The following is a 24,342-nucleotide window of genomic DNA, read 5'->3' on the forward strand; positions in this document are numbered from 1 at the left end:
AACGACAAAACATCATGAATTTAAATACTAATTTAAAAGCGGAAAATACTTACGATGCTATTGTTATAGGATCGGGGATTAGTGGCGGCTGGGCTGCAAAAGAACTTACTGAAAAAGGTTTACGTGTTTTAATGCTTGAAAGAGGCATGAACATTGAGCACATTACCGGTTATGAAACTGCTATGAAAAACCCATGGGATTTTGAACATGCAGGTAGATTAACCGAAGAGCAAAAACGTACGCATCCGGTTCAAAAAAGAGATTATCCTTATCAGGAAGCCAACGAAAAATGGTGGGTAAATGACTTGGAATGTCCATATACTGAAGATAAACGGTTTGATTGGTATCGCGGTTTCCATGTTGGTGGTAAATCATTAATGTGGGGTAGGCAGAGTTATCGTTTAAGCGACCACAACTTTGAAGATAATGCCAAAGATGGTCATGGGGTTGATTGGCCAGTACGTTATGCAGAAATGTCTCCCTGGTACGATTATGCAGAAAGATTTGCAGGTATAAGTGGTTCTAAAGAGAACTGGCCTACTTGTCCCGATGGTGAATTTTTACCTCCCATGGATTTGAATGTAGTGGAGAAATCAGTTAAAGCCCGCGTTGAAGAGCATTATAAAAGAGAACGCATCATCATGATCGGTCGTACGGCTAATTTAACTGTGCCTCATAAAGGTCGTGGCAATTGCCAGTATCGTAATTTATGTAGTCGAGGATGCCCTTTTGGAGCGTATTTCAGCACACAGTCTTCCACCCTACCCGCTGCTATGGCAACAAAACGTTTAACGTTAAGGCCATATTCTATCGTGAATCATATCATTTACGATAAGGATACCAAGAAGGCTAAAGGCGTAATGGTTATCGATGCAGAAACCAACAAAACGATGGAATTTTATGCAAAAATCATCTTTGTTAATGGTTCTACCTTAGGTACAACTTTCATTCTATTAAATTCGACTTCCGAAGCGCATCCAAATGGGTTAGGTAATTCAAGTGGTCAGCTTGGTCATAATTTGATGGATCATCATTTCCGCTGCGGCGCATCTGGCGAAGCAGAAGGTTTCGATGATAAATATACTTACGGGCGGCGTGCAAACGGTATTTACGTTCCACGATACCAAAATATTGGTAACGATAAACGCGATTATTTACGCGGTTTTGGTTATCAGGGTGGCGCAAGCCGCGCCAACTGGCAAAGTGATGTTGCAGAACTTTCTTTTGGTGCAGGTTTAAAGGAAAAGATGACTAAACCAGGCAAATGGACTATGGGCTTAGGCGGTTTTGGAGAAATGTTGCCTTACTACGAAAACAAAGTTTACATAGACAAAACCAAAAAAGATAAATGGGGTCAGCCGGTATTAGCAATTGACTGCGAATACAAGGAAAATGAGAAGAAGATGCGTGTGGATATGATGAATGATGCAGCAGAAATGTTGGAAGCAGCTGGCATGAAAAACATTAAAACGTATGATAACGGGTGTTATCCTGGCATGGCTATCCATGAACAGGGAACAGCCAGAATGGGTGCAGATCCAAAAACATCAGTTTTAAATAAATGGAACCAAATGCACGAAGTTAATAACGTTTTCGTAACTGACGGAGCTTGTATGCCATCTATTGCATGTCAGAATCCATCGTTAACATTTATGGCTTTAACGGCCCGGGCCGCAGATTACGCAGTAAAAGAATTAAAGAAAAATAACATTTAATAAAAAGTAAATGCAAAAGGTTTAAGGTTTATGGCTCGGTCCGTTTACCTTAAGCCTTTTGTCGTTATCTTATCCCTTATGCAAAGAAAACTAAGAATGGGCATGATAGGCGGCGGTAAAGACGCTTTTATCGGTGCCGTACATCGCCTTGCGGCTAACATGGATGGTTTGATTGAACTATCTGCGGGTGCCTTAAGTGTAAATCCCGAAGTTGGTTACGAATCAGGAAAAATGCTGTTCCTTCCGGATAACCGGATTTATAAAAACTATGAAGAAATGCTCCAGAAGGAAAGTGAACTTCCTGCTGATGAACGAATAGATTTTGTAACCATTGTTACGCCTAATTTTGCGCACTTTGCTCCTGCAATGATGGCTTTGGATTTAGGCTTCAATGTCGTTATCGAGAAACCAATGACACTTACTTTGGATGAGGCCAGACAACTCGATGCCAAAGTGAAAGAAACCGGTCTTACGCTTTGTTTAACGCATACTTACTCTGGCTATCCTATGGTTAAACAAGCAAAGCAAATGGTCAATGAAGGTATTTTAGGTGAAGTAAGAAAAATCATCGTGGAATACCCTCAAGGTTGGTTAAGTACATTATCTGAAAGAGAAGGAAATGCCCAGGCGGCATGGAGAACAGACCCATTAAAAACCGGAAAAAGCGGTAGCATGGGCGATATTGGTACGCATGCGGCTCATCTAGCAGAATATATTTCGGGATTAAAAATTTCGAAAATTTGTGCCGATTTAAGCATCGTAGTTCCGGGTAGAGCGATTGATGATGATGGAAACGTTTTGCTAAAGTTCGATAATGGATCTAATGGCGTTTTAATCGCTTCGCAAATTGCGGCGGGAGAAGAAAATGCTTTGAAAATTAGAGTTTACGGCGAGAAAGGTGGCTTAGAATGGCACCAGATGGAACCAAACACCTTAATCGTAAGATGGCTAAATGAGCCTGCCCAAATTTACAGAACCGGTAATGGCTACATGGGTAGTTTCGCAAAACACAATACCCGCACACCTGGCGGTCATCCGGAAGGTTATCTGGAAGCTTTTGCAAATATTTACAGAAATTTTGCGTTAACTGTTGATGCTAAGCTTAACAACGAACAGCCAACGGCAGAAATGTTAGATTTCCCGACTACAGAAGACGGCATAAGAGGAATGGCTTTTATTGAAAATGTTGTAAACTCAAGCAATTCTGACCAGAAATGGTGGGACTATAAAATTTAATCGGATATGACGACTATAAAAGGACCAGCAGTATTCTTAGCGCAATTCATCAGCGATGAAGCACCGTTTAATTCTTTGGAAAGCATCTGCGAATGGGCTAATGGATTGGGCTTTAAAGGCATTCAAATGCCAACGCTCGATTCGAGATTTATTGATTTGCAAAAAGCTGCCGAAAGCAAAACATATGCAGATGAGTTGAAAGGAAAAATTGCTTCTTATGGATTAGAAATTACAGAACTTTCTACACACCTTCAGGGACAGTTGGTCGCGGTACATCCTGCTTATAATGATTTATTCGACGCTTTTGCACCGAAAGAAGTGCATGGCAATGCAAAAGCCAGAACCGAATGGGCTGTACAACAAATGAAATATGCTGCTCAAGCCTCACAAAATTTGGGTTTGAATGCACATGCCACTTTTAGCGGTTCATTATTGTGGCAATATTTCCATCCATGGCCTCAGCGTCCGGCAGGATTGGTTGAAGAAGGCTTTGCAGAATTAGCTAAACGCTGGACACCAATCTTAAATGAATTTGATAATTGCGGTGTAGATGTTTGTTATGAAATACATCCGGGAGAAGATTTATTTGATGGGGAAACCTATGAAATGTTTCTTTCTGCAGTGAATAATCATCCTCGGGCATGCTTATTGTATGATCCTTCTCACTTTGTGTTGCAACAATTAGATTACATTCAATACATCGATTTTTACCATGAAAGAATCAAAGCTTTCCACGTAAAAGATGCAGAATTTAACCCTACAGGCAAACAAGGTACTTTTGGAGGATACCAAAGTTGGGCAAACCGCGCGGGCAGATACCGTTCTCCAGGCGATGGGCAGGTTGATTTTAAAACCATTTTTAGTAAATTAGCTCAATATGATTTTAAAGGCTGGGCCGTTATGGAGTGGGAATGCTGCATTAAAAACCAGCAGGATGGTGCCCGTGAAGGTGCAGAATTTATCAAAAACCATATTATTAAGGTAACAGATAAAGCTTTTGATGATTTCGCAGCATCTGGTAACGATGCTGATTTTAACAAAAAAATATTAGGTTTATAAAACAACATTTAAGAACACACAAAAGAAAACTTGCAGGTTGAATTATTTAAATAAAACGATTTATGCAAGCTGAATACTAATAAAAACATACACACACATGAAAACCTGCATAAGCAACAACTAGAAGAAATTAACCGCTTATGCAAGCTTGAATTCCTTTAAAACAATACACACACATGAAAAAAACATTTTTAATTTTAGGCGCGGTTGTAATCTTTATGGCGTCTTTCTCGAAGGCAGATTTAACGAAAGAAAAAGCGGTTTCAGCAATCGCGCCAAAAAACAATCACGTGGTTTTACAAATATCTCCGGGTGAAAAATTAATAAACAAATCTGATTGCTTAGGTTGTCACAACAAAACCAACAAAATTATTGGTCCGGCTTATGTAGATGTGGCTAAAAAATATCCTGCAACAGAGAAAAATATTAATTACTTAGCTGATAAGATTATTAAAGGCGGAACAGGTGTTTGGGGCACCATGCCAATGACAGCACACGCAACTTTGAAAAAGGAAGATGCTAAGTTAATGGCAAAATATATACTTTCATTGAAGAAAAAATAGACCAGTTATATAACCTACTAATAATGAAAACAGAGCAAGAAAATAAAAACATGGGTAACCGCCGTGATTTTATTAAAACCAGCGCCATTGCTGCCGCTGCATTTATGATTGTTCCACGCCATGTTTTAGGTGGCAAAGGATTTTTAGCACCTAGTGATCGATTACTTGTTGCTGGTATTGGTGCAGGTGGCAAAGGCCAGAGTGATATTGCTATGTTTGCTAAGAGTGGCAAAGCCGATATTGCTTTTTTGTGCGATGTTGATGATAGAAGAGCTGCTGCGAGTGTAAAGGCTTTTCCTAAGGCGAAATACTACAAAGACTGGAGAGAATTGCTTGATAAAGAACATAAAAATTTCGATGCAGTTTCAGTTTCCACACCAGACCATAATCACGCGATACAGACTTTAGCGGCTATGCAGCTAGGGAAGCATGTATATGTGCAAAAGCCGCTTACGCATGATATTTACGAAGCCCGTATTTTGACCGCTGCAGCAAAAAAATACAAAGTTGTAACTCAGATGGGAAATCAGGGGGCATCGAATGATGGACCCCGCCAGATGAAGGAATGGTATGAAGCAGGCTTGATTGGTGATGTGCATACTGTTTACGCCTGGACCAACAGACCTGTCTGGCCTCAAGGCATTCCGTGGCCTGACAAAAAAGCCGAAATTCCTAAAGAGTTAGACTGGAATTTATGGCTTGGTACAGCTCCGGATAAAGATTATGTAGATAAATTAGTGCCATTTAACTGGCGTGGCTGGTGGGATTATGGTACAGGCGCGCTGGGCGATATGGGTTGCCACTTAATTGAAGCACCTTTCAGTGTATTAAATTTAAAATATGCTAAAGAGGTTGAGGCAAGTGTTGGTTCTGTTTATGTTGATGAGTTTAAGAGAGGTTATTTCCCTGAAAGTTGCCCTCCATCGAGCCATGTTACTTTAAAATTCCCTAAAACCAATAAAACTAAAGGTGACGTTACACTACACTGGATGGACGGTGGTATTCAACCGGAACGCCCAGATGAATTGGAAGCAAATGAAACATTCGGCGATGGCGGAAACGGAACCTTATTCGTAGGTACAAAAGGTAAGATGATGAGTGAAACCTATAGCGCTAACCCGAAACTTTTACCATTAAGTAGAAACAAAGACATCAAAGTTGCATCTAAATATGCCCGTGTGCCAGATGGTGCCAACGGACACTACAAGCAGTGGGTGGAAGCAGCTATTGCTGGCTACGGCAAGCAGGAAGTTAGTTCCCCATTCGAAATTGCTGGTCCGTTAACCGAGGCCTTATTAATGGCAAATTTAGCAATCAGAAGCTTTGATATTCAAAAAACAGTGAATGGAAAAGTAACGTATCCGGGAAGATATACTAAAATGCTCTGGGATAACGATAACATGAAAGTCACTAATTTTGACGAAGCCAACCAGTTTGTAAAACGTGAATACCGCAAAGGCTGGAACAACCTGACGCTTTAATAAAAATACATCCTCAACCCCGCAGGTTTAAACCCGCGGGGTTCAAACATTAAAATATGAAAAAAATCTTTCTTTCTGCTTGTATCTTATTAGCAGTTACGCAGATATCAAAAGCTCAAAAAGGCTTTAAGCCATTGTTTGATGGCAAAACCACAACAGGCTGGCATACTTATAACAAAACAATTGTAGGTAGCGCATGGCAAGTTCAGGATGGAGCGCTTCACCTTGATTTAGCCACGAAAGGCAAAGATGGCGGCGGCGATCTAGTAACAGATAAAGAATATGGTGATTTCCATTTAAAATATGATTGGAAAGTAGCGCCTAAAGCAAATAGTGGACTCATTTTTTACGTGCATGAAGACCCAAAATTCGGCGCAACTTACTCAACGGGATTAGAGATGCAGGTAATTGATAATGATGGTCACCCGGACGGAAAAATTACAAAACACCGTGCAGGAGATTTATACGATTTGGTAAAGAGTACATCCGAGCCGGTAAAACCGGTTGGCCAATGGAATACAGCCGAAATCATCAGTAAAAAAGGCCATTTAACCTTAATATTAAACGGCGTTACGGTTGTAAAAACTACGCTTTGGGATGACAATTGGAAAACGCTGGTTGCCGGCAGCAAGTTTGCAACTTGGAAAGACTGGGGAACATTCAAAACCGGAAAAATCGCATTACAAGATCATGGTGATGAAGTATGGTATAAAAACATTTCAATTAAAGAACTATAATTTATTAAAGATTTAGAGAGAAAATGCATAATGTGATCAGACGTTTTCTTACAAAACAACCTAACTTTTTCTAAACCAAATAACCAAATGAATAGCACTACTCGCTTTAAACTTTCTTTCATGATGTTCCTTGAATTTTTTATCTGGGGCGCATGGTTCGTTACTTTAGGAACGTTCCTGGGTAATAATTTAAAAGCAACCGGCGCCGAAACCGGTGCTGTATTTTCAACACAATCATGGGGCGCAATTATCGCCCCCTTTATTGTTGGCTTAATTGCTGATAGATATTTTAATGCCGAAAGAATTTTAGGCGTTTTACACATTATTGGCGCGGTTTTAATGTACCAGATGTACAATGCAACTGAAATAAGTGTTTTCTATCCTTATGTTTTAGGCTATATGATTCTTTTCATGCCTACCCTGGCCTTGGTTAACTCGGTTTCGTTTAACCAAATGAAAGACCCTGAAAAAGAATTTTCAAACATCAGAATTTGGGGAACAATCGGCTGGATTGCAGCGGGTTTGCTTATCAGCTTCTTCTTCCACTGGGATTCAAAAGAAGGAACAGAATCCGGTCTGCTAAGAAACACTTTCCTAATGGCCGGAATCGTTTCGTTGGTTTTGGGTGTATTCAGCTTTACGTTACCTAAAACACCTCCGAAAGTTACAGGGGAAAAAATTACCGTTTCTGACGTTTTAGGACTGGATGCTCTAAAGTTGTTGAAGGACAAAAACTTCTTAATTTTCTTCATATCATCAATTCTGATTTGTATTCCATTGGCATTTTATTATCAAAATGCCAACCCATTCTTATCTGATATTGGAATAGATAACCCCACTGGAAAGATGACAATCGGTCAGGCCTCTGAAGTTATTTTCCTGCTTTTTATACCAATTTTCTTTAAACGTTTTGGCTTTAAAATGACCATACTAGTTGGTATGTTGGCTTGGGCCGTGCGCTATGCATTATTTGCATATGGCAATGCGGGCGAATTAAGCTTCATGTTAATACTTGGTATTGCCTTACACGGTGTTTGTTATGATTTCTTCTTTGTCTCAGGGCAAATTTATACAAATTCCAAAGCAGGCGAACGTTTTAAAAGCTCCGCTCAGGGTTTGATTACGTTGGCTACTTACGGTGTAGGTATGCTTATCGGCTTCGCCGTTGCGGGTAAAATTTCTGATGCTTATAAATCAGCAGAAGGTGTTATCGATTGGAAAATGGTTTGGATTATTCCCGCCGGTATCGCAGCGGTTGTATTTGTGCTGTTTGCGCTGGTATTTAATGATAAATCAAAAGCGGCTGTAGACGCTAAAACAATATAATCATGCAATCAAATTTAAACAGAAGAAACGCCTTAAAAAATATCATTGCCGGCACGGCCGCAATTGGTGTTTCTTCCGGTTTTTCGGCGTTAGCTATGGATAAAACAGATTTGATCGAGCCTACAACAAAACTCAAAGGGAACATTAACCATTCTGTGTGCCGTTGGTGTTTCAGTGCGCTTGATTTAGAAACTTTGTGCATCGAAGCCAAAAAGCTAGGCTTAACGGGAATCGATTTGGTTGGTCCGAAAGATTGGCCTACGCTAAAAAAACACGGATTAACATCCAGCATGTGTAATGGCGCTGAAATCAACCTCGTTGATGGTTTCAACGACAAGAAGTTTCATGACCAGTTAATCAAAAATTATTCTGAAATGATTCCTTTAGTTGCAGCTGCAGGATATAAAAACCTGATTTGTTTTAGCGGAAATCGACGAGGAAAAGATGACGAAACGGGCTGGAACAACTGTGCCGAAGGCTTGAAGAAGCTCATGCCACTTGCCGAAAAGCATGGTGTAGTTTTAGTTATGGAGCTTTTAAATAGTAAAGTAAATCACAAAGATTACCAGTGCGACACCACGCCATGGGGTGTCGAATTGTGTAAGCGTGTGGGATCTGAGCACTTTAAATTGTTATATGATATTTACCACATGCAGATCGATGAAGGTAATGTCATCAGCACGATAAAAAGCAGTCATAATTATATTGCGCACTACCATACCGCTGGTGTTCCCGGCAGAAATGAAATCGACGATACGCAGGAACTTTATTACCCTGCTATAATGAAGGCTATAGTAGAAACAGGCTTTAAAGGTTTCGTAGCACAAGAATTTATCCCTAAAAATGCAGATAAACTGGCTTCTTTAAAGGAAGCTATTTCAATCTGCGATATTTGAAAAATATATGATATCGAGAAGAAAATTTATAACCAATAGCAGTATGACAGCAGCCGCTGCTTTTTTAATGCCCTCATTTGCTTTTGCAGCAGAAAAAAGAGTGGTCGGCTTGCAATTATATACGCTTCGTGAGGAACTTCCTAAAGATGTAAAGGGTGTTTTAGAGAAAGTAGCAAAAGCCGGATTTAAAGAAGTTGAAACCTATGGTTTTTCTATCAAGGATCAGTTTTGGGGATTTACACCTGCAGAATTCAAAAAAATTTTAGATGCTAATGGCTTAAAGGCTGTTAGTGGTCACTACAGTTACCTTTTAGAGGATAATACTGGTGAGTTAAAGGCCGCAGTAGACGCCGCTAAAGTTTTAGGAAGTGACTACGTTACTGTGCCCTGGTTAGACCAAAGCGTCAGGAAAAATGCCGATGACTATAAAAAATTGGTTGGCAAAATTAATAAGGCTGGTCAAATGTGCAAAGATGCGGGTATTCGCATTGCTTATCATAATCATGATTTTGAATTCGAGAAGCTGGGCGATACAACGGGTTATGAGATCCTCTTAAATGGAACAGATAAAAGTATGGTCGACTTTGAGCTGGACTTGTATTGGGTTGTCCGTTCGGGTCATGATCCGATTAAGTTGTTCAAGGAAAATCCAGGACGCTTTACCATGTGGCATGTGAAAGACATGGATAAAACCAAAAAAGAATGGAATACGGAAGTAGGAAAAGGTGCTATAGACTTTAAAACAATTTTTGCATCTGCGAAACTTTCTGGTATGAAACATTTTTTTGTTGAGCATGAAACCAATTACAATCCAAATCCGCTTGAGTCAATTGCCGTAAGTTGCGCTTACATTAAAAAAGAGTTAATTTAAATAAAAGCATTGTCGATGAACTCAAGAAGAACATTTATAAAACAGGCAGGATTAGCAGCTGGCGCAGCATTGTTAATTCCATCTTTCGCTTTTGATAAAGTAACAAAAAAAGTTGGCTTGCAGCTGTATTCTTTACGGAAGGAATTGCCTACTGATGTAACAGGTGTAATTGAAAAGGTAGCTCAGGCTGGTTTCAAAGAAGTAGAAACTTATGGCTTTGCCAATGGTAAATTTTGGGGATTAACGCCAAAAGAGTTTAAAAATTTGTTGAAGGATAACGGATTAAAAGCACCAAGCGGCCACTATGGCATGGATGAATTTAGCAAAACCAGAAATACAGATAAACTAAAAGCTGATATCGAATCATCTGCAGCAATTGGCGGAAAGTATTTCACTATTGCAGGTGCTCATGTAGATATGAATAAAGGTGTCGATGGTTTCAAAAAAGTGGCTGATGACTTTAATAGAGTTGCTGAACTAGCGAAAGCATCGGGATTAAAATTTGCTTATCATAACCACGATTTTGAATTCAAAAAATTAGGAGATACAACAGGCTACGACATTTATTTATCCGAAACCGACAAGGATCTGGTCAATTTCGAGCTGGATTTATATTGGGCCGTTCGTTCTGGAAATGATCCAATCGCTTTATCTAAAAAATATCCCGGGCGTTTTACAATGTGGCATGTTAAGGATATGGATAAAGCAAAACCCGAATGGAATACTGAAGTAGGCAACGGGTCAATTAATTTTAAAGCAATTTTTACTGAAGCAAAACTGTCTGGGATGCAGCACTATTTTGTAGAACACGAAACCAATTACAATCCCAACCCTATTGAATCGGTTGCTAAGAGTTGTGCTTATATTAAAGCTAATTTAATATAATCCTCATTAGACTTACGAAGTTTCAAAACTTCGTAAGTCTTTATCTAAAAAATTATTAATTCAACTTAGCCGCCAACACACAAGTATTTTTGTAACGCTTCGTATGTCCCTCCAGGTCAAAAACATCAAACAAGACGACATAAATTCCAATCGGGACTAATTTTCCGTCATCTCCTAGACCGTCCCAAATGAGCATGCCTTTTGTTCCAATTGTTTGATTTTTCATCAGGCTTTTTATTAACCTTCCTTTAGCCGAATAAACAAGGACGGTTGCAAAACTGGCATCTTCCGTAACCTGGTAATTAAGCGTTAATAGATCTTCAAAATTATCCCCATCGGGTGAAAAAGTTTTGGACAGCAATTTTACATAACTTTCTTCGCCATTAGGCTCCTGTGAGTTTTTATAGGTTGGGGTTGCAAATCTTACAGATGCTGCTGCAGATTTAAAATTACCTAAATCATTAGCACCTTTGTAAAAAGATACCCTTTCTAAAGAAACGCCGTCAGGATTTTGAAGCAGGGCAACATGCATCTTTTCAGAATAATCAAATCTATCAACTTGTAAGCTATTCCTCAATAAAATCACTGTTCCTTTATCATTATTGTAAATAGGCATACTACTTATCTGCGCAAAATTATCTGGATTTTCACAGGAATAGTCGTTTTTCACGACAGCAACATTCGACGTAATTACCCAATATGTTTTTGGTGGCATTAATAAACTCTGGCTCGATACATTTTTAACATTCCCGGCTTTTCCCGTTGCATCTAAATTGGCCAGCTGTAAATCTTTCAAATCTAAAATATGGTCTGTATTATTATAGATTTCCACAAAATCTACACTCCCAACTTTTGGATTAAAAACTACTTCTGAAATTAAAATATCGTTAGCGGCTATTTTCTTCGCAATAAATAATTTAGCCGTGTTTGCTGTTGGGCTTATAACATTTCCCGCACAATCAGTCAGGTTGGTAACGATTATTGTATTTTCGATTCCTCTTGATAATTCTTTTGAAAACTGAAGCGTAACTACATCAAAGCCTGGTGATTGAATGCTAACCGACTGCGGATTGCCAATACCATTATTGACTACATAATTTTGGAGCTGAACGGCAAATAAACTGTCAACAGGCTTTGAAAACCCGATCTGTACGGTTACACTGTCGATTACACTTGCTGATAAAAGTTTCGGAATTCCTGAGCTTATCTGAGTCCTGTACACAGAATTCTGTTTACCTGGTGTACCGCCTGAAACATCGCTGGAAGCTGACCAATTTTGAGTTCCGCCGCAAACATTCATGGGGTCGATTAGCTCTAAGCTGTAACCGCCTTTTTTCTTTACATCATCTTTATACCAGACGTCATAGTAGTCAACTTTATCAATAAGTTTGCCAGTGTTATCGGTTAGTGTTAGGATATCTTTATCATTATTCAGGCTCGGCCACGGGGAAAGTCCGATTGTTTTCCCATAAGGCTTATACAAAGCTTCATCAGCTTTAGCGGTAAGAATTAAAAATTGATTAGGTTTAATTGTATCGGCCGAAAATGCGTAAGTTGAAGTTTGATCAGTATAAATCCAGCCTTTAGTTAAAATAAATTCGTTTGTTGTATTCCAGATTTCAATAAATTCTTTCTGTGGTAAGGCCGGGCTTCCTGTCGGATTTGCAAATATTTCGTTTATGACCACATCACCGTACCTCGCGATGTAAGGTTTGATATATGTAAAACTTAAACTACTATTGGCAACGATTAAATTTCCTTTTTTGTCCATTACATCTCTTACAGCCAGGTGGTAATCGCCTGTTATAAATTCTTTCGGATAAGTTAATCTGTAAACATTTGCCAAAGCGGTTGAAATGACATTTGATGGACTGCCATATCCATTCGATAGACTATAATTTACGGCATCTGTTGCAGATTTCAGATCTAAAGGCTCAGAGAAGGTGACATCCAGATTATAGGCATCGATCGTGGTAACGCTTTTAATTGTTGGTGGTGTTTTATCAGGAACTAAATCATCAATGGCAAAATCATCGAAGATAAATTGGTTGTATCTTGATGCAGTGGCATACCTGCAAAAAAAGCCTGCAAAGGCCGAAGTTGTAAAACTATTATCTGTAACGCTTCCCTCAAGTATAAAATTATTCCCTCCCGATACATCGGTGAATAATTCCCATTTGCCGGCGGCATCTCTTGCGACCTTAATCTTTGCTAAAACGATATTAGCATTAACTCTTGTTTTCTGAGCGCCGGAGATAATTTTTGTAAGTGACGTTCCGCTCTGCTTGTATAGATTAAATCCATCGCTTGCGCCCGTCTCTCCTATTTGCACAAAATAGCCATTTAAACCTGCCTTTAAATCTTCCTTATCGGATGTTAGGTAAATCCGGACAAAGTTGGTTGTCGTCGGGTCGAAATTGAGCTGCACAAAAAACGTCCAGCTGGCATTTAAGCTTAACAGACTTGCCGTAGATAAAGAAATTGTCTGAGACGCAAGCGCTTGCCCTTGTGATTGCAATTGCTTTTGAGCATTGATTTGAAAATGATTCACATCGCCACTCCAGGTAGGATTTTGGGAGAAATCGCCGTCAATAAATGAATCAGAAACCTGGGAAAATGTATTTTTACAAAATAACAATAGGGATATAAGCAGAATTTTCTTCATATTTGGGCTTATATCAAATGTTTAGTAAATATAATAATTAAAATTTAAAATGAAAGTAGCAGTAGTAGGTGCAACCGGTTTGGTTGGCACTGTAATGTTAAAAGTATTGGAGGAGAGAAATTTCCCTTTAACAGAGTTAATTCCGGTAGCATCTGAAAAGAGTGTTGGTAAGGAAATTACTTTTAAGGGTAAGAAGTTCCCAATCGTTAGCATGGATACTGCAATTGCTATGAAACCGGATATTGCCTTGTTTTCTGCTGGTGGAAACACTTCATTAGAGCATGCACCACGGTTCAAAGAAGCTGGCACAACGGTTATCGATAACTCGTCTGCATGGAGAATGGATCCCAATGTAAAATTAGTAGTTCCTGAAGTTAACGCGCACGAACTTTCTATCGATAATAAAATTATTGCAAATCCAAACTGTTCTACCATTCAAATGGTCGTGGTTTTAAAACCTTTACACGATAAATACAAAATTAAGCGTGTAGTGGTTTCAACTTATCAATCGGTTACCGGAACAGGTGTTAAAGCGGTCGAGCAATTGATGGATGAGCGTAAAGGTATTGATGGACCAAAAGCTTATCCCTACGAAATTGACTTAAATGTTTTACCTCATATAGATGTTTTCATGGAAAACGGCTATACCAAGGAAGAAATGAAAATGGTTAAGGAAACCAATAAAATCATGGGTGATAACAACATTAAGGTTACTGCAACGACTGTTCGTATTCCGGTTATGGGCGGTCACTCAGAATCGGTTAACATTGAGTTTGAAAACGATTTCGATCTGGCTGAAGTGCGTAGTATTCTGGAAAAATCGCCCGGCATTATCGTTGTTGATGATGTAGCAAACTTAAAATATCCAATGCCTAAAGATGCGCATGAAAAAGATGAGGTGTTTGTTGGACGTATTCGCAGAGATGAATCGGCTCCGAAAGCATTAAACCTTTGGATTGTTGCCGATAACTTGCGTAAAGGTGCTGCAACCAATGCAGTTCAGATTGCAGAATATTTAATTCGAAAAGAATTAGTTTAACTACCGACACGTCTTGCTGAATTTATTTCAGCATCTTAATTCAAGAAGACTCTGAAATAAATTCAGAGTGACAACATAATTATAAAAAAGTGATGTGTTTGTTACACATCACTTTTTTTATTTCATTTATTTTTACAATATGAAGTTTTTCAAGTCTGCCTTATTCTTTACTCTGCTATCCTTAAGTTGTTTTGCTCAAAACAGAATTCAAAACCTTGAAAAAGCGTTCAATAATTTATTGGCTGATGAACAGGCAAAACATGCCATTACCTCGCTTTGTGTTTTAGATGCAAATACAGGCAAAATGCTTTTCGCAAGAAATGAGCAAATCGGAATGGCAACGGCCTCAACATTAAAGACCATCACTGCGGCTACGGCCTTCAGCATTCTTGGCAAGGATTTTCGGTTTCAAACGACCCTGGCTTATTCAGGAAATGTAACAGGCGATGGAACTTTGAAGGGCAACCTAATCATCATCGGCAGCGGAGACCCAACTTTAGGCTCATGGCGCTATCAGAATAAAGAAAAAATAGTTTTAACACAGTGGGTGGACGCTATAAAAACGGCAGGAATAAAAAAGATTGAGGGCTCGGTAATTGGCGATGACCGAATTTTCGGTACACAAACCACGCCAGAGGGATGGGTTTGGCAGGATATTGGAAATTACTATGGCGCCGGAACTTCGGGTTTAGCCTGGAGGGAAAACCAATTTGATATCCACCTAAAACCAGGTTCAAGCGTAGCTGAACAAGTTAAGGTGGTCAAAACTATGCCAGAAACCCCATATGTTCAAATCGTAAATGAATTGAGAACTGGTGCCTCAGGAACGGGTGACAGAAGTTATGCATTTCTTCCACCTTACAGCAACGTTGCTTATCTGCGTGGCAGTTGGGGATTGGGAATTAACAAAGCCGGAATATCTGTTGCGCTCCCCGACCCTGCTTTTGATTGCGCCTATCGTCTACAAGATACGTTAAAAAAATTAGGAATTCCGACCGAGCAACCAGCAACAACTGCGAGACTACTGGATTTGAAAAACCAGATGATTCCTGGTATTACACAAAAAATAAACACGATCAGTTCGCCTCCACTAACGGAAATTACTTACTGGTTTTTAAAAAAGAGCATTAATTTATATGGCGAAACCTTGTTAAAAACCATTGCCTTAAAATCTGGAAAAGCAGCGACTACATCGAAGGGTGCAGAAACCGAGATTAATTTTTGGTCAGCGAAGGGCATAGATAAATCGGCACTTAATATTATTGATGGTAGTGGACTATCCCCCGGTGATAGAGTTACAACTTCAGCAATGGCCGGTATATTATTCCAGATTCAAAAAGAAAATTGGTTTCCTGATTTTTATAAAGGTTTGCCAGAGTATAATGGTATGAAAATTAAAAGTGGAACTATAAATGATGTTTCGTCGTTTGCAGGTTACCATACAGACGCATCGGGAAATAAATATGTGGTTGTGATTAACATTAATAACTACAGCGGCAGTAGCATCAATAAAAAGTTATTCCGGGTACTGGATGAGTTAAAATAGATTTTCTTATTTGTTGTTCTCCTTAATGAGAAGTTTCATAATATGTAGAAGTCTCCTTTTTATTTCCCCCCTGGTTTATATGTATAGACTACAATTAAGCTAGGAATTCACATTCTACAAACAGAAATTCGAATTTATATGTTGATACCAGTATGGATTTAAATTTGCCAAACCGGACAAATAACTTTAAAAAGTGTGAAGAGGACTACCATTTTGGCGACCATGTACACCTGGTTGATTCTGCGTTTCTTATGCCACAACTAAATAAACACAGGCGGATCTGGATTTATTTACCAAAAGATTATGCGAAGTCGGAAAAGAAATATCCGGTTATTTATATGCAGGATGGCCAAAATCTGTTTCATGCGAATCCTCCACGGGCTAATGAGTGGGCTGTGGATTCAGTAATGGATAGCTTGATTCGCGAGGGTGCAAAAGAGATGATAGTTGTCGGAATTGACCACGGCGACGACGACAGATTAACGGAATACAATCCTTATGATAGCGAGTATGGAAAAGGTGAGGGAAAAGCTTATGTCTCCTTTTTGGTTGAGACCTTAAAGCCATATATCGATTCGAAATACAGAACTTTAAAAGATGCTAACAATACATCCATTGCAGGCAGTTCGATGGGCGGATTGATTTCAATGTTCGCCATTACAGAATATCCAAAAATTTTTGGTTCCGCAGGAATTTTTAGCCCGTCATTCTGGTTAGCACCGAAAATTTATGATGATATTACAGATAAGCTGAATACACTTAAAAAGAGCAAAATATTTTTTGTGGTGGGCGATAAAGAAGGACAAACCATGGTTCATGAAATGAAAAAGGCTTACACGATTCTTAATCCTGGTGGTTCGAACAAAAATGTGGTGCTTATAGAAAAAGCGGACGGAAAGCACACAGAATGGTTTTGGCACAGGGAATTCGAATCATTTTATAAGTTTATAGCTCAATAATGGAGCGTTGACTTCAGTCAACCGCAATGAAATAAAGATCGCCTAATATCATTGCCTTCAGTTTTTAACTGACAGAAGGCCTAATAATTTTGGCTTTAAGAATAAACATTAAACTCGATTGAGGGCTTAAAAAAGGCAGCAATTGCATTCCAAAAATCAATATTAATTTAAAATTAAAACTTGATTATCTATCGTAACATTAACGCCTAATCGCTTTATTTATTTAAAAAATATACTAACTTTGATGTTACGCTTAGTAATTGTACTTTATACACTAAGCATTTAAAGATTAACAAAAAATCAAATAGAAATGAGCATAATCGTTAATGTCCATGCCAGACAAATCCTCGATTCGAGAGGCAATCCAACAGTAGAAGTTGAAGTAGTAACAGAAGCAGGCGCTTTTGGCCGTGCAGCTGTACCAAGCGGTGCGTCTACCGGGCAATATGAGGCTGTTGAATTACGTGATGGGGACAAATCTACTTATTTAGGCAAAGGTGTTTTAAAAGCTGTTGAAAATGTAAATACTAAAATTGCAGATGCTTTGCGTGGTATTGATGTGTTCGAGCAAAACGCTATTGATAAATTAATGCTGGAACTTGATGGTACTGAAAACAAAGGTAACTTAGGTGCTAATGCTATTTTAGGTGTTTCTCTGGCTGTTGCAAAAGCTGCTGCTGATGAAATTGGTCAGCCTTTATACCGTTATATCGGTGGCGTTAACGCGAACACTTTGCCAATTCCGATGATGAACATCATCAATGGCGGTTCTCACTCTGATGCGCCTATCGCTTTCCAGGAGTTCATGATCATGCCGGTTGGTGCGCCATCTTTTTCTGAAGCTTTACGTTGGGGAACTGAAGTTTTCCATAGCTTGAAAAAAATTCTTCACGATAGAGGCTTATCTACTGCGGTAGGTGATGAAGGCGGTTTCGCTCCTACTTTTGATGGTACTGAAGATGCAATTGAAACGGTTTTGAAAGCAATTGAAACCGCAGGTTACAAACCAGGTTCTCAAATTTGTTTAGCATTAGACTGCGCTTCATCTGAGTTCTACAAAGATGGCAAGTATGACTATACTAAATTTGAAGGTGCTACAGGTGTGATTCGTTCAAGCGAAGAACAGGCACAATATTTAGCTGACCTTTCTGCAAAATATCCAATCATCTCTATTGAAGACGGCATGGATGAAAATGACTGGACAGGCTGGAAAAGCTTAACTGATAAAATCGGCGACCACGTCCAATTGGTTGGTGATGATTTATTTGTAACAAATGTTACCCGTTTACAACGTGGTATAGATGAGAATACAGCAAACTCAATCCTGGTAAAAGTGAATCAAATCGGTTCTTTGACTGAAACAATTAATGCAGTTACGTTAGCTCAAAATAGTGGTTATACTTCGGTAATGAGTCACCGTTCGGGAGAAACAGAAGATGTTACCATTGCTGATTTGGCTGTTGCACTAAACTGTGGACAGATTAAAACCGGTTCTGCATCTCGTTCTGACAGAATAGCAAAATACAATCAATTGTTGCGTATTGAAGAAGAATTGGGTGAAAACGCTCGTTTCATCGGTTCAAAGTTCAAGTACGCGAAAAAATAAACCTCTGATTCCTCTAAAGGAAATAAGAAAATGCATTCCGCCGCTTTAGGCGTGTAGGGTGTTAAGAAGTTGAAAAACTTATTTGCAGAGCATCCGTAGATTTTAAATCTTCGGATGTTTTTTTATACATTTACTTTCTGATATCATAAAATGAAACGTTTAATAGACCTTTTCCGTAATAAGTATTTTATCGCAACAGCTGCGTTTGCGGTTTGGATGCTGTTTTTTGATAAAAACGATATGATGTCGCAATACGAATACCGCAGCCAGGCGAATAAATTGCAGGAAGAAAAGGAATATTTCGAAAAAGAAACCGCTCAGATCAAAAAGGATTTAAACGAGCTTAACACCAACTTAAGTACTGCTGAAAAATTCGCCCGGGAAAAGTATTTCATGAAAAAAGCTAACGAAGACGTTTTTGTTATCATTCATGAAGAGAAGAAAGATTAACCAAGATTATAACCAGCATATACCAGATTTAAGGATAAGGAAGGATTAAACCAGGATTTAAGGATAAAGCAGGATTTATAATTAACTAATATTTATTCGAATTTAAAATTCTGAAAGTTAACAATAAAACAATTGAGCAATTTGAATAATTCAATTTAGACAATCCTCGCTCTATGCTCCATATTTTATACATCATTGCAATCACTGCCGAGGCCATGACTGCCGCGCTTTCTGCTGGCAGAAGAGATATGGACTGGGTTGGTGTTTGCATCATCGCCTGGGTTACTGCATTGGGTGGTGGAACGGTCAGAAATGTATTGTTTGGTCATTACCCCATGAGCTGGGTAGAACATCCTGAGTATTTAGTAATTACAGCTGGTGCAGCCCTATTTGCGGCTTTAATCGCATCCGTAATGACGAAACTCAAAAAACTTTTCCTTTACCTCGATGCCATGGGATTGGTTGTTTTTACTATAATAGGTTGTCAGGTGGCACAGACGATTCATTTACCTTATCTGATTGTTTTATTCAGTGGAATGATTACTGGTTGTGCCGGCGGTGTCCTAAGAGATGTCCTTTGTAATGAAGTTCCATTTCTTTTCAGGAAAGAAATTTACGCCAGTGCAGCAATCGTTACAGGAGCAGTGTATATCGGTATGGAACATTTCCATGGAAGTGAATTAATGGCAACCGTTATAGCGGCTGTTATTGGTTTAGCGATTAGATTACTTTCTATAAAATACCAATGGCACATGCCTAAGTTTGTGTATAAAGATGAGTGGCATTAATTCAGTTTGCAGTTTAGCTGGCAGTTTTCAATTTAACCGCAAAGGCCGCAAAGTTTTCCGCAAAGAAAATAAAATTTAAGTTTTCCCACAGCGCGCACAGAGGCATTAACAGAGAAGAAAATGAGGTTTTTGTTTTACAACCAACCCTGCGTGTTTGGGGCATTTTCTGTTAACAATTTCAATTTAACCGCAAAGGCCGCCAGGTTTTCCGCAAAGAAAATAAAGTTTAAGCTTTACCACAGCGCTCGCAGAGGCATTCACAGAGAGGAAAGGAGGTTTCAGTTTTTACGATCAACCCTGCGTATCTGGTGCATTTTCTGTTAATAATTTCAATTTAACCGCCGAGGCCGCAAAGTTTTCTGCAAAGAAAATAAAGTTTAAGTTTTACCACAGAGCGCACAGAGGCATTCAGAGAGAGGAAGATGAGGTTTCAGTTTTTACAACCAGCCCTGCGTTTTTGGTGCAGTTTCTGATAATAATTTTCAAATTAACCGCAAAGGCACCCAGGTTTTCGCAAAGAAAATAAAGTTATAGATAATAATTACAAACAACCTTTGTGTATTCTGCGCCCTTTCTTTGTGAACTTTGTGGTTAAAATTAAGCCGCTTACTTACAACTCCCCGCTTCTTTTACGTAAAAACCACTCCACACTTAGCAAAGCTAAAATCAACCCGAATAACCATTTGATATTAATGAGTTCATCGTATTTACGATCTTCGTAACTGATGGTCTTGATGTTCTCATTTTTCAGGATTTCATCAGCAATTTTCAATAAATCTGCCGGCATAAAAAGCCTGCCATTGCTTTGTTTGGAGATGGTATTGAGCAATTGATGATTAGCTGTTGTTTGCTGATATTCTGCAATTAACGCATTCACGTAAAAACTTCCAGTGGCAGTAAATTTTTGACCACCAAGAGAAGTATTGGCTACATAAGAATAATTTCCCGCAGGCATTGCTCCCGCGTCGAGTAGATAGCCCTTGTCAGTTTTCGAGAAAACATAGTTAAAAAACTTTCCTGCATCATTTTTTATCTGCAAGTTCACTTCAGATTCGTTTACTGGCTGATAACTTTCATTGTAAAGTGTTCCATTGAATTGGATTGATTCATTTTCATCGTAAGCAGATTTAGATGTAAAAACCTTAAATCTACTTTTATCATCCTTTATGGAAAGATATTGAACGGTTTGAGAAATTAAATCATTTAAACTCGATTGTTCAATTTCATTTTCAGCAGCTGATAATTTCCATCGCCACAAGCCCTCACCCATTAAATAACCGGCTTTTAAACCATTTTCATTAGTAAAAAACAATAATGGTTGTTGCGTAATCACTTTCCCTATACGCTGATTAAAAACTGAAGTTGCGCTTGCATTTACTGTTAATCTACCGAAAGGCATCAACAATGGATCGAAACCTGAAAACTGCTTTTTATCTTCTTCTGATAAATTGAAGCTCGTGAAGCCATTCTTAAAATCTGGATAAACTTCCTGAACAGAGCCGTTAGCGGAACTCAAATTGACCTGAGTCTGAATTTGATTGAATGCATGCACGTTAGATTGTGCACCAAGAATATACCAGACAGGTTTCTTTAAAGCGGTAACTTTCTTCAAAAATGAAGGTGGAGTGTTTTGTGCATCTGGCAGTTGATATAAAACGATTAGGTCGAATTTAGTGGGGTCTGTTGAATTTAAATCATCAGCCAATGCAAGTTTAGCCTCGTAATGCTTATTAAGCGAAATTGCTTCTTTTAAAACCCCTAAATCAGGATGTGGAGCAGCGGCAGCCAACAATACCTTCTGCCTGCCATCAATTACTTCCACATAGAAGGTTTGCGAATTATTTATCGTCGTAATCTCATTAGTCAGTACACCAAGCTGGACGGTATACTTCTGGACACCAATTTTACCCGCATGTAATTTTACTGAAACCGTTTTAACAAATGAATTTCCAGAAATTGCAACATTTTGTTGCTCAACTTTAGCACCATTCTGGCTGACTGTTAAAGCCGTATTCTCCCGGTCACTTTGGAATGCCTGAACCTGAACTTCAATGGTAAAATCATCATCCAAATAAACGATGTTGTTGTAGTTTATATTTGAAATTAAAACATCACGCTTTGGAATGCTATCGCCCAGGGCAATAGTATAAACCGGCGCATTAATCTGGTTGATGCTGTAAAGAGGGTTTCCGCCATGATTAAAGATTCCATCGCTAGCCAAAACGATTGCTCCAACGTTCCTATTGGTGTATTCATCTCCAATTTTTCGGAAAAAAGCAGAGGCATCAGTAAGCTTTCCCTGTTTCTTGAAATCAAATCCATCTCCGACAGAATCGCTGAAATTGTAAGTTTTTACTTCATACTTATCTGATAATCTATCCTGTAAAACCTTAAGATTTTCCTCGTATAATTTCTGATTAAAGGTAGCTGCTTTAACCTGTCCTACGGAAAGTGAGTTATCTTGCCCGATAATAATGACAGGTTTGTCTAAAGTATAGTTTAGCGTTTTAATTAATGGCGCGAATATCAACCATGCAATACCTGTAACAGCAACAGTCCTGACAGTGGCTAAACCATATTGTAGTTTTTTATCAAGATTTTTATTTCGCTGGTACAGCAACCAGGAATATAAAACACCCAAAGCAAGGCAACCCAGAAAATACAAAATAGAAGCACCGGCAAAAAAGCTGTTCATATTTTATAAAGATGCTAATTTTGTGTTTAACCGCAAAGAAATGCAGCCGTTAGATTTAACCACAAAGGACACAAAGTTAGGCACAGAGATACGCAGAGATTAGATAACAAGATTTATTAAAAAAGAGAAATACTTTGTGTTTCTCTGTGATTATTCACAAAAAAAAATCTCTGTGGTTCTCTGTGGTTAAATAATTAGATTTGGCCAAAGAATTCCATGAAATTAACCTGTTTAATCTTTCTCTTGTCCATGAGCATGATGGCCAACGCGCAAAATAATTTCAAGGCAACCCAAATTAAATTCGAAAGAGTAGAAAAAGCTTATGATGAGAAATGGGAAGCTTTAAAGAAATCCATCAAAGCAGCAGGTTATGGCAATGATTTTTCGATGCTCATCAACGCATATAAGGCGGAAGGAAAATTAGAAGTTTGGTTGAAATCTAAATCAGATAAAAACCATTCCCTATTCAGAACCTACGATTTCTGTGCACATTCCGGTACTTTGGGCCCTAAAGTGATAAAGGGCGACGGACAAACACCTGAAGGCTTTTATTACATCAATGTTTTTAATCCGATGAGCAGTTTTCATCTATCGCTTGGTGTAAACTATCCAAATGCCGTTGATTTAGCCAGAACAGGCAAAAATAGAAAAACTGGCGGCGACATTTACATCCATGGAAATTGTGTAACTGTTGGTTGCATTCCGCTTACGGATGATAAGATTAAGGAAGTTTACATTTTAGGCATTGAAGCTATAAACACTGGTCAAGATAAAATTCCGGTTAACATTTACCCATTCAAAATGACTGATGCAAATATGAAGAAGTATTCAGCTCAATTTCCTTTACAGCTCCGCTTTTGGAAAACCTTGCAACCGGGCTACCTGGCTTTTGAGAAGAATAAAACTGCATTAAATATGAAAGAAGATAAGGGACAATATGTATTAAGGTAAAATGCGAAAGGCCTAAGGTTAATATTTTAATTTACCTCAGGCCTTTTAATATTAGAAAATATATCTACGACTTATCTTTATTCTTTGCTCTTTTATCTTTCATCTTTAAAGCATTCCGCCGCAAACAGATAGTGTTTGTCCGGTTACATAAGCGCTCATATCTGATGCCAGGAAAACACAAACATTTGCGATATCATCCGTTTCGCCGGCACGTTTAAGCGGAATATCTTTTTCCCAGCCAGCAACCACTGCAGGGTCTAAAACCTCCGTCATTTCGGTACGAATGAAACCAGGTGCCACCACGTTAGCGCGAATATTTCTTGAACCTAATTCTTTAGCCACCGATTTAGTAAAACCAATAATACCCGCTTTAGATGCAGCGTAATTTGCTTGTCCGGCATTACCTGTAACCCCTACCACCGAACTCATATTAATAAAAACGCCTTTACGGGCTTTCATCATCACTTTCGATGCGGCTTTAGTAACATTAAATATAGATTTTAAGTTGATGTTGATAACGTCGTCCCAGTTTTCTTCACTCATACGCATTAACAAACCATCTTTGGTAATACCTGCGTTATTTACAACGATGTCGATTGTTCCGAATTCGGCAACTACGTCATTAATTAATTGTTCTGCCTGGTCGAATTTTGATGCATCAGAACGGTAGCCTTTAACTTTTGTTCCAAAGCTTTGTAATTCTTGCTCCAATGCTTCGCCTTTTTCTACTGATGATAAATAAGTGAAAGCAACATTTGCACCTTGCTCAGCAAATTTTTCAGCTATTTTACGACCAATACCTTTCGATGCGCCTGTAATTAATGCGGTTTTTCCTTCTAATAATTTCATAACCCCTAAATCCCCTAAAGGGGAC

The 24,342-nt window shown here is 38.7% G+C and carries 20 protein-coding genes; 17 read left to right on the forward strand and 3 right to left on the reverse strand.

Annotated features, from left to right (window positions below; all coding sequences use genetic code 11):
- Positions 1-14: 14 nt before the first annotated feature.
- The 10 genes from ASF92_RS14955 (at position 15) to ASF92_RS15000 (ending at position 10,769) form a co-directional block, all read left to right on the forward strand.
- Positions 15-1,715, forward strand: a complete 1,701-nt coding sequence (locus ASF92_RS14955) for a GMC oxidoreductase (protein ID WP_197413306.1) — start codon at positions 15-17, stop codon at positions 1,713-1,715.
- Positions 1,716-1,793: 78 nt separating this feature from the next.
- Complete coding sequence (locus ASF92_RS14960) at positions 1,794-2,951, forward strand: Gfo/Idh/MocA family protein (RefSeq protein WP_056094841.1); 1,158 nt, start codon at positions 1,794-1,796, stop codon at positions 2,949-2,951.
- 6 nt (positions 2,952-2,957) lie between these two features.
- Positions 2,958-4,010 carry a sugar phosphate isomerase/epimerase gene (locus tag ASF92_RS14965; RefSeq protein ID WP_056094844.1) on the forward strand — a complete coding sequence of 351 codons (1,053 nt, stop codon included), beginning with the start codon at positions 2,958-2,960 and terminating at the stop codon, positions 4,008-4,010.
- Positions 4,011-4,186: 176 nt separating this feature from the next.
- Positions 4,187-4,573, forward strand: coding sequence for a c-type cytochrome (locus tag ASF92_RS14970; protein ID WP_056094846.1), 387 nt, complete (start codon positions 4,187-4,189; stop codon positions 4,571-4,573).
- 23 nt (positions 4,574-4,596) lie between these two features.
- Positions 4,597-6,054, forward strand: coding sequence for a Gfo/Idh/MocA family protein (locus ASF92_RS14975; protein WP_056094848.1), 1,458 nt, complete (start codon positions 4,597-4,599; stop codon positions 6,052-6,054).
- 56 nt (positions 6,055-6,110) lie between these two features.
- Entirely contained in the window at positions 6,111-6,791 is a 681-nt protein-coding gene (locus ASF92_RS14980; RefSeq protein ID WP_056094850.1) for a DUF1080 domain-containing protein, read from the forward strand.
- Between the two features lie 87 nt (positions 6,792-6,878).
- A complete protein-coding gene (locus tag ASF92_RS14985; protein ID WP_056094853.1) occupies positions 6,879-8,117 on the forward strand; it encodes a nucleoside permease in 1,239 nt (412 codons plus the stop codon).
- 2 nt (positions 8,118-8,119) lie between these two features.
- Positions 8,120-9,013, forward strand: a complete 894-nt coding sequence (locus ASF92_RS14990; RefSeq protein WP_056094856.1) for a hydroxypyruvate isomerase family protein — start codon at positions 8,120-8,122, stop codon at positions 9,011-9,013.
- Between the two features lie 43 nt (positions 9,014-9,056).
- Positions 9,057-9,884: a sugar phosphate isomerase/epimerase gene (locus ASF92_RS14995; protein ID WP_231729831.1), complete on the forward strand. Its 828-nt coding sequence runs from the start codon at positions 9,057-9,059 to the stop codon at positions 9,882-9,884.
- Between the two features lie 15 nt (positions 9,885-9,899).
- Positions 9,900-10,769, forward strand: coding sequence for a sugar phosphate isomerase/epimerase (locus ASF92_RS15000; protein WP_056094861.1), 870 nt, complete (start codon positions 9,900-9,902; stop codon positions 10,767-10,769).
- 55 nt (positions 10,770-10,824) lie between these two features.
- On the opposite strand, the gene ASF92_RS15005 is transcribed toward ASF92_RS15000, so the two are convergent.
- On the reverse strand, positions 10,825-13,434 hold the full coding sequence (locus tag ASF92_RS15005) for a lamin tail domain-containing protein (RefSeq protein ID WP_056094863.1): 2,610 nt from the start codon (positions 13,432-13,434) through the stop codon (positions 10,825-10,827).
- Positions 13,435-13,483: 49 nt separating this feature from the next.
- On the opposite strand from ASF92_RS15005, the gene ASF92_RS15010 reads away from it, so the two are divergent.
- The 6 genes from ASF92_RS15010 to ASF92_RS15035 all read left to right on the forward strand — a co-directional run bounded on the left by ASF92_RS15010 (position 13,484) and on the right by ASF92_RS15035 (position 19,822).
- A complete protein-coding gene (locus ASF92_RS15010) occupies positions 13,484-14,473 on the forward strand; it encodes an aspartate-semialdehyde dehydrogenase (RefSeq protein WP_056094866.1) in 990 nt (329 codons plus the stop codon).
- 139 nt (positions 14,474-14,612) lie between these two features.
- Positions 14,613-16,019 (forward strand): D-alanyl-D-alanine carboxypeptidase/D-alanyl-D-alanine-endopeptidase, encoded by a 1,407-nt coding sequence (gene dacB, locus ASF92_RS15015; protein WP_056094869.1) that lies wholly within the window; start codon positions 14,613-14,615, stop codon positions 16,017-16,019.
- A 152-nt stretch (positions 16,020-16,171) separates the two neighbouring features.
- The gene (locus tag ASF92_RS15020) at positions 16,172-16,978 is read left to right on the forward strand and encodes an alpha/beta hydrolase (RefSeq protein ID WP_056094872.1); all 807 of its coding nucleotides are present in this window, start codon (positions 16,172-16,174) and stop codon (positions 16,976-16,978) included.
- A gap of 310 nt (positions 16,979-17,288) precedes the next feature.
- A complete protein-coding gene (eno, locus tag ASF92_RS15025; RefSeq protein ID WP_056094873.1) occupies positions 17,289-18,584 on the forward strand; it encodes a phosphopyruvate hydratase in 1,296 nt (431 codons plus the stop codon).
- A gap of 150 nt (positions 18,585-18,734) precedes the next feature.
- Positions 18,735-19,034, forward strand: a complete 300-nt coding sequence (locus ASF92_RS15030) for a septum formation initiator family protein (protein WP_056094876.1) — start codon at positions 18,735-18,737, stop codon at positions 19,032-19,034.
- Positions 19,035-19,207: 173 nt separating this feature from the next.
- Entirely contained in the window at positions 19,208-19,822 is a 615-nt protein-coding gene (locus ASF92_RS15035) for a trimeric intracellular cation channel family protein (protein ID WP_056094880.1), read from the forward strand.
- A 610-nt stretch (positions 19,823-20,432) separates the two neighbouring features.
- Here the strand turns inward: ASF92_RS15035 and ASF92_RS15040 are convergent.
- The gene (locus ASF92_RS15040; protein WP_056094883.1) at positions 20,433-22,517 is read right to left on the reverse strand and encodes a hypothetical protein; all 2,085 of its coding nucleotides are present in this window, start codon (positions 22,515-22,517) and stop codon (positions 20,433-20,435) included.
- A gap of 216 nt (positions 22,518-22,733) precedes the next feature.
- Here ASF92_RS15040 and ASF92_RS15045 point away from each other — a divergent pair, with 216 nt between their 5' ends.
- Positions 22,734-23,468 carry a murein L,D-transpeptidase family protein gene (locus ASF92_RS15045; protein ID WP_056094885.1) on the forward strand — a complete coding sequence of 245 codons (735 nt, stop codon included), beginning with the start codon at positions 22,734-22,736 and terminating at the stop codon, positions 23,466-23,468.
- Between the two features lie 105 nt (positions 23,469-23,573).
- Here ASF92_RS15045 and fabG read toward each other — a convergent pair whose 3' ends face one another.
- Complete coding sequence (fabG, locus tag ASF92_RS15050; protein WP_056094887.1) at positions 23,574-24,317, reverse strand: 3-oxoacyl-[acyl-carrier-protein] reductase; 744 nt, start codon at positions 24,315-24,317, stop codon at positions 23,574-23,576.
- Positions 24,318-24,342 lie beyond the last annotated feature (25 nt).

This window comes from Pedobacter sp. Leaf176, from assembly GCF_001424305.1.
Lineage (GTDB): Bacteria > Bacteroidota > Bacteroidia > Sphingobacteriales > Sphingobacteriaceae > Pedobacter.

Excerpts from the sequence above, each read along its gene's own strand:
- ASF92_RS14955 (WP_197413306.1), top strand. The coding sequence starts at position 15 with ATGAATTTAAATACTAATTTAAAAGCGGAAAATACTTACGATGCTATT.
- ASF92_RS14960 (WP_056094841.1), top strand. The coding sequence starts at position 1,794 with ATGCAAAGAAAACTAAGAATGGGCATGATAGGCGGCGGTAAAGACGCT.
- ASF92_RS14965 (WP_056094844.1), top strand. The coding sequence starts at position 2,958 with ATGACGACTATAAAAGGACCAGCAGTATTCTTAGCGCAATTCATCAGC.
- ASF92_RS14970 (WP_056094846.1), top strand. The coding sequence starts at position 4,187 with ATGAAAAAAACATTTTTAATTTTAGGCGCGGTTGTAATCTTTATGGCG.
- ASF92_RS14975 (WP_056094848.1), top strand. The coding sequence starts at position 4,597 with ATGAAAACAGAGCAAGAAAATAAAAACATGGGTAACCGCCGTGATTTT.
- ASF92_RS14980 (WP_056094850.1), top strand. The coding sequence starts at position 6,111 with ATGAAAAAAATCTTTCTTTCTGCTTGTATCTTATTAGCAGTTACGCAG.
- ASF92_RS14985 (WP_056094853.1), top strand. The coding sequence starts at position 6,879 with ATGAATAGCACTACTCGCTTTAAACTTTCTTTCATGATGTTCCTTGAA.
- ASF92_RS14990 (WP_056094856.1), top strand. The coding sequence starts at position 8,120 with ATGCAATCAAATTTAAACAGAAGAAACGCCTTAAAAAATATCATTGCC.
- ASF92_RS14995 (WP_231729831.1), top strand. The coding sequence starts at position 9,057 with ATGACAGCAGCCGCTGCTTTTTTAATGCCCTCATTTGCTTTTGCAGCA.
- ASF92_RS15000 (WP_056094861.1), top strand. The coding sequence starts at position 9,900 with ATGAACTCAAGAAGAACATTTATAAAACAGGCAGGATTAGCAGCTGGC.
- ASF92_RS15005 (WP_056094863.1), bottom strand. The coding sequence starts at position 13,434 with ATGAAGAAAATTCTGCTTATATCCCTATTGTTATTTTGTAAAAATACA.
- ASF92_RS15010 (WP_056094866.1), top strand. The coding sequence starts at position 13,484 with ATGAAAGTAGCAGTAGTAGGTGCAACCGGTTTGGTTGGCACTGTAATG.
- dacB (WP_056094869.1), top strand. The coding sequence starts at position 14,613 with ATGAAGTTTTTCAAGTCTGCCTTATTCTTTACTCTGCTATCCTTAAGT.
- ASF92_RS15020 (WP_056094872.1), top strand. The coding sequence starts at position 16,172 with ATGGATTTAAATTTGCCAAACCGGACAAATAACTTTAAAAAGTGTGAA.
- eno (WP_056094873.1), top strand. The coding sequence starts at position 17,289 with ATGAGCATAATCGTTAATGTCCATGCCAGACAAATCCTCGATTCGAGA.
- ASF92_RS15030 (WP_056094876.1), top strand. The coding sequence starts at position 18,735 with ATGAAACGTTTAATAGACCTTTTCCGTAATAAGTATTTTATCGCAACA.
- ASF92_RS15035 (WP_056094880.1), top strand. The coding sequence starts at position 19,208 with ATGCTCCATATTTTATACATCATTGCAATCACTGCCGAGGCCATGACT.
- ASF92_RS15040 (WP_056094883.1), bottom strand. The coding sequence starts at position 22,517 with ATGAACAGCTTTTTTGCCGGTGCTTCTATTTTGTATTTTCTGGGTTGC.
- ASF92_RS15045 (WP_056094885.1), top strand. The coding sequence starts at position 22,734 with ATGAAATTAACCTGTTTAATCTTTCTCTTGTCCATGAGCATGATGGCC.
- fabG (WP_056094887.1), bottom strand. The coding sequence starts at position 24,317 with ATGAAATTATTAGAAGGAAAAACCGCATTAATTACAGGCGCATCGAAA.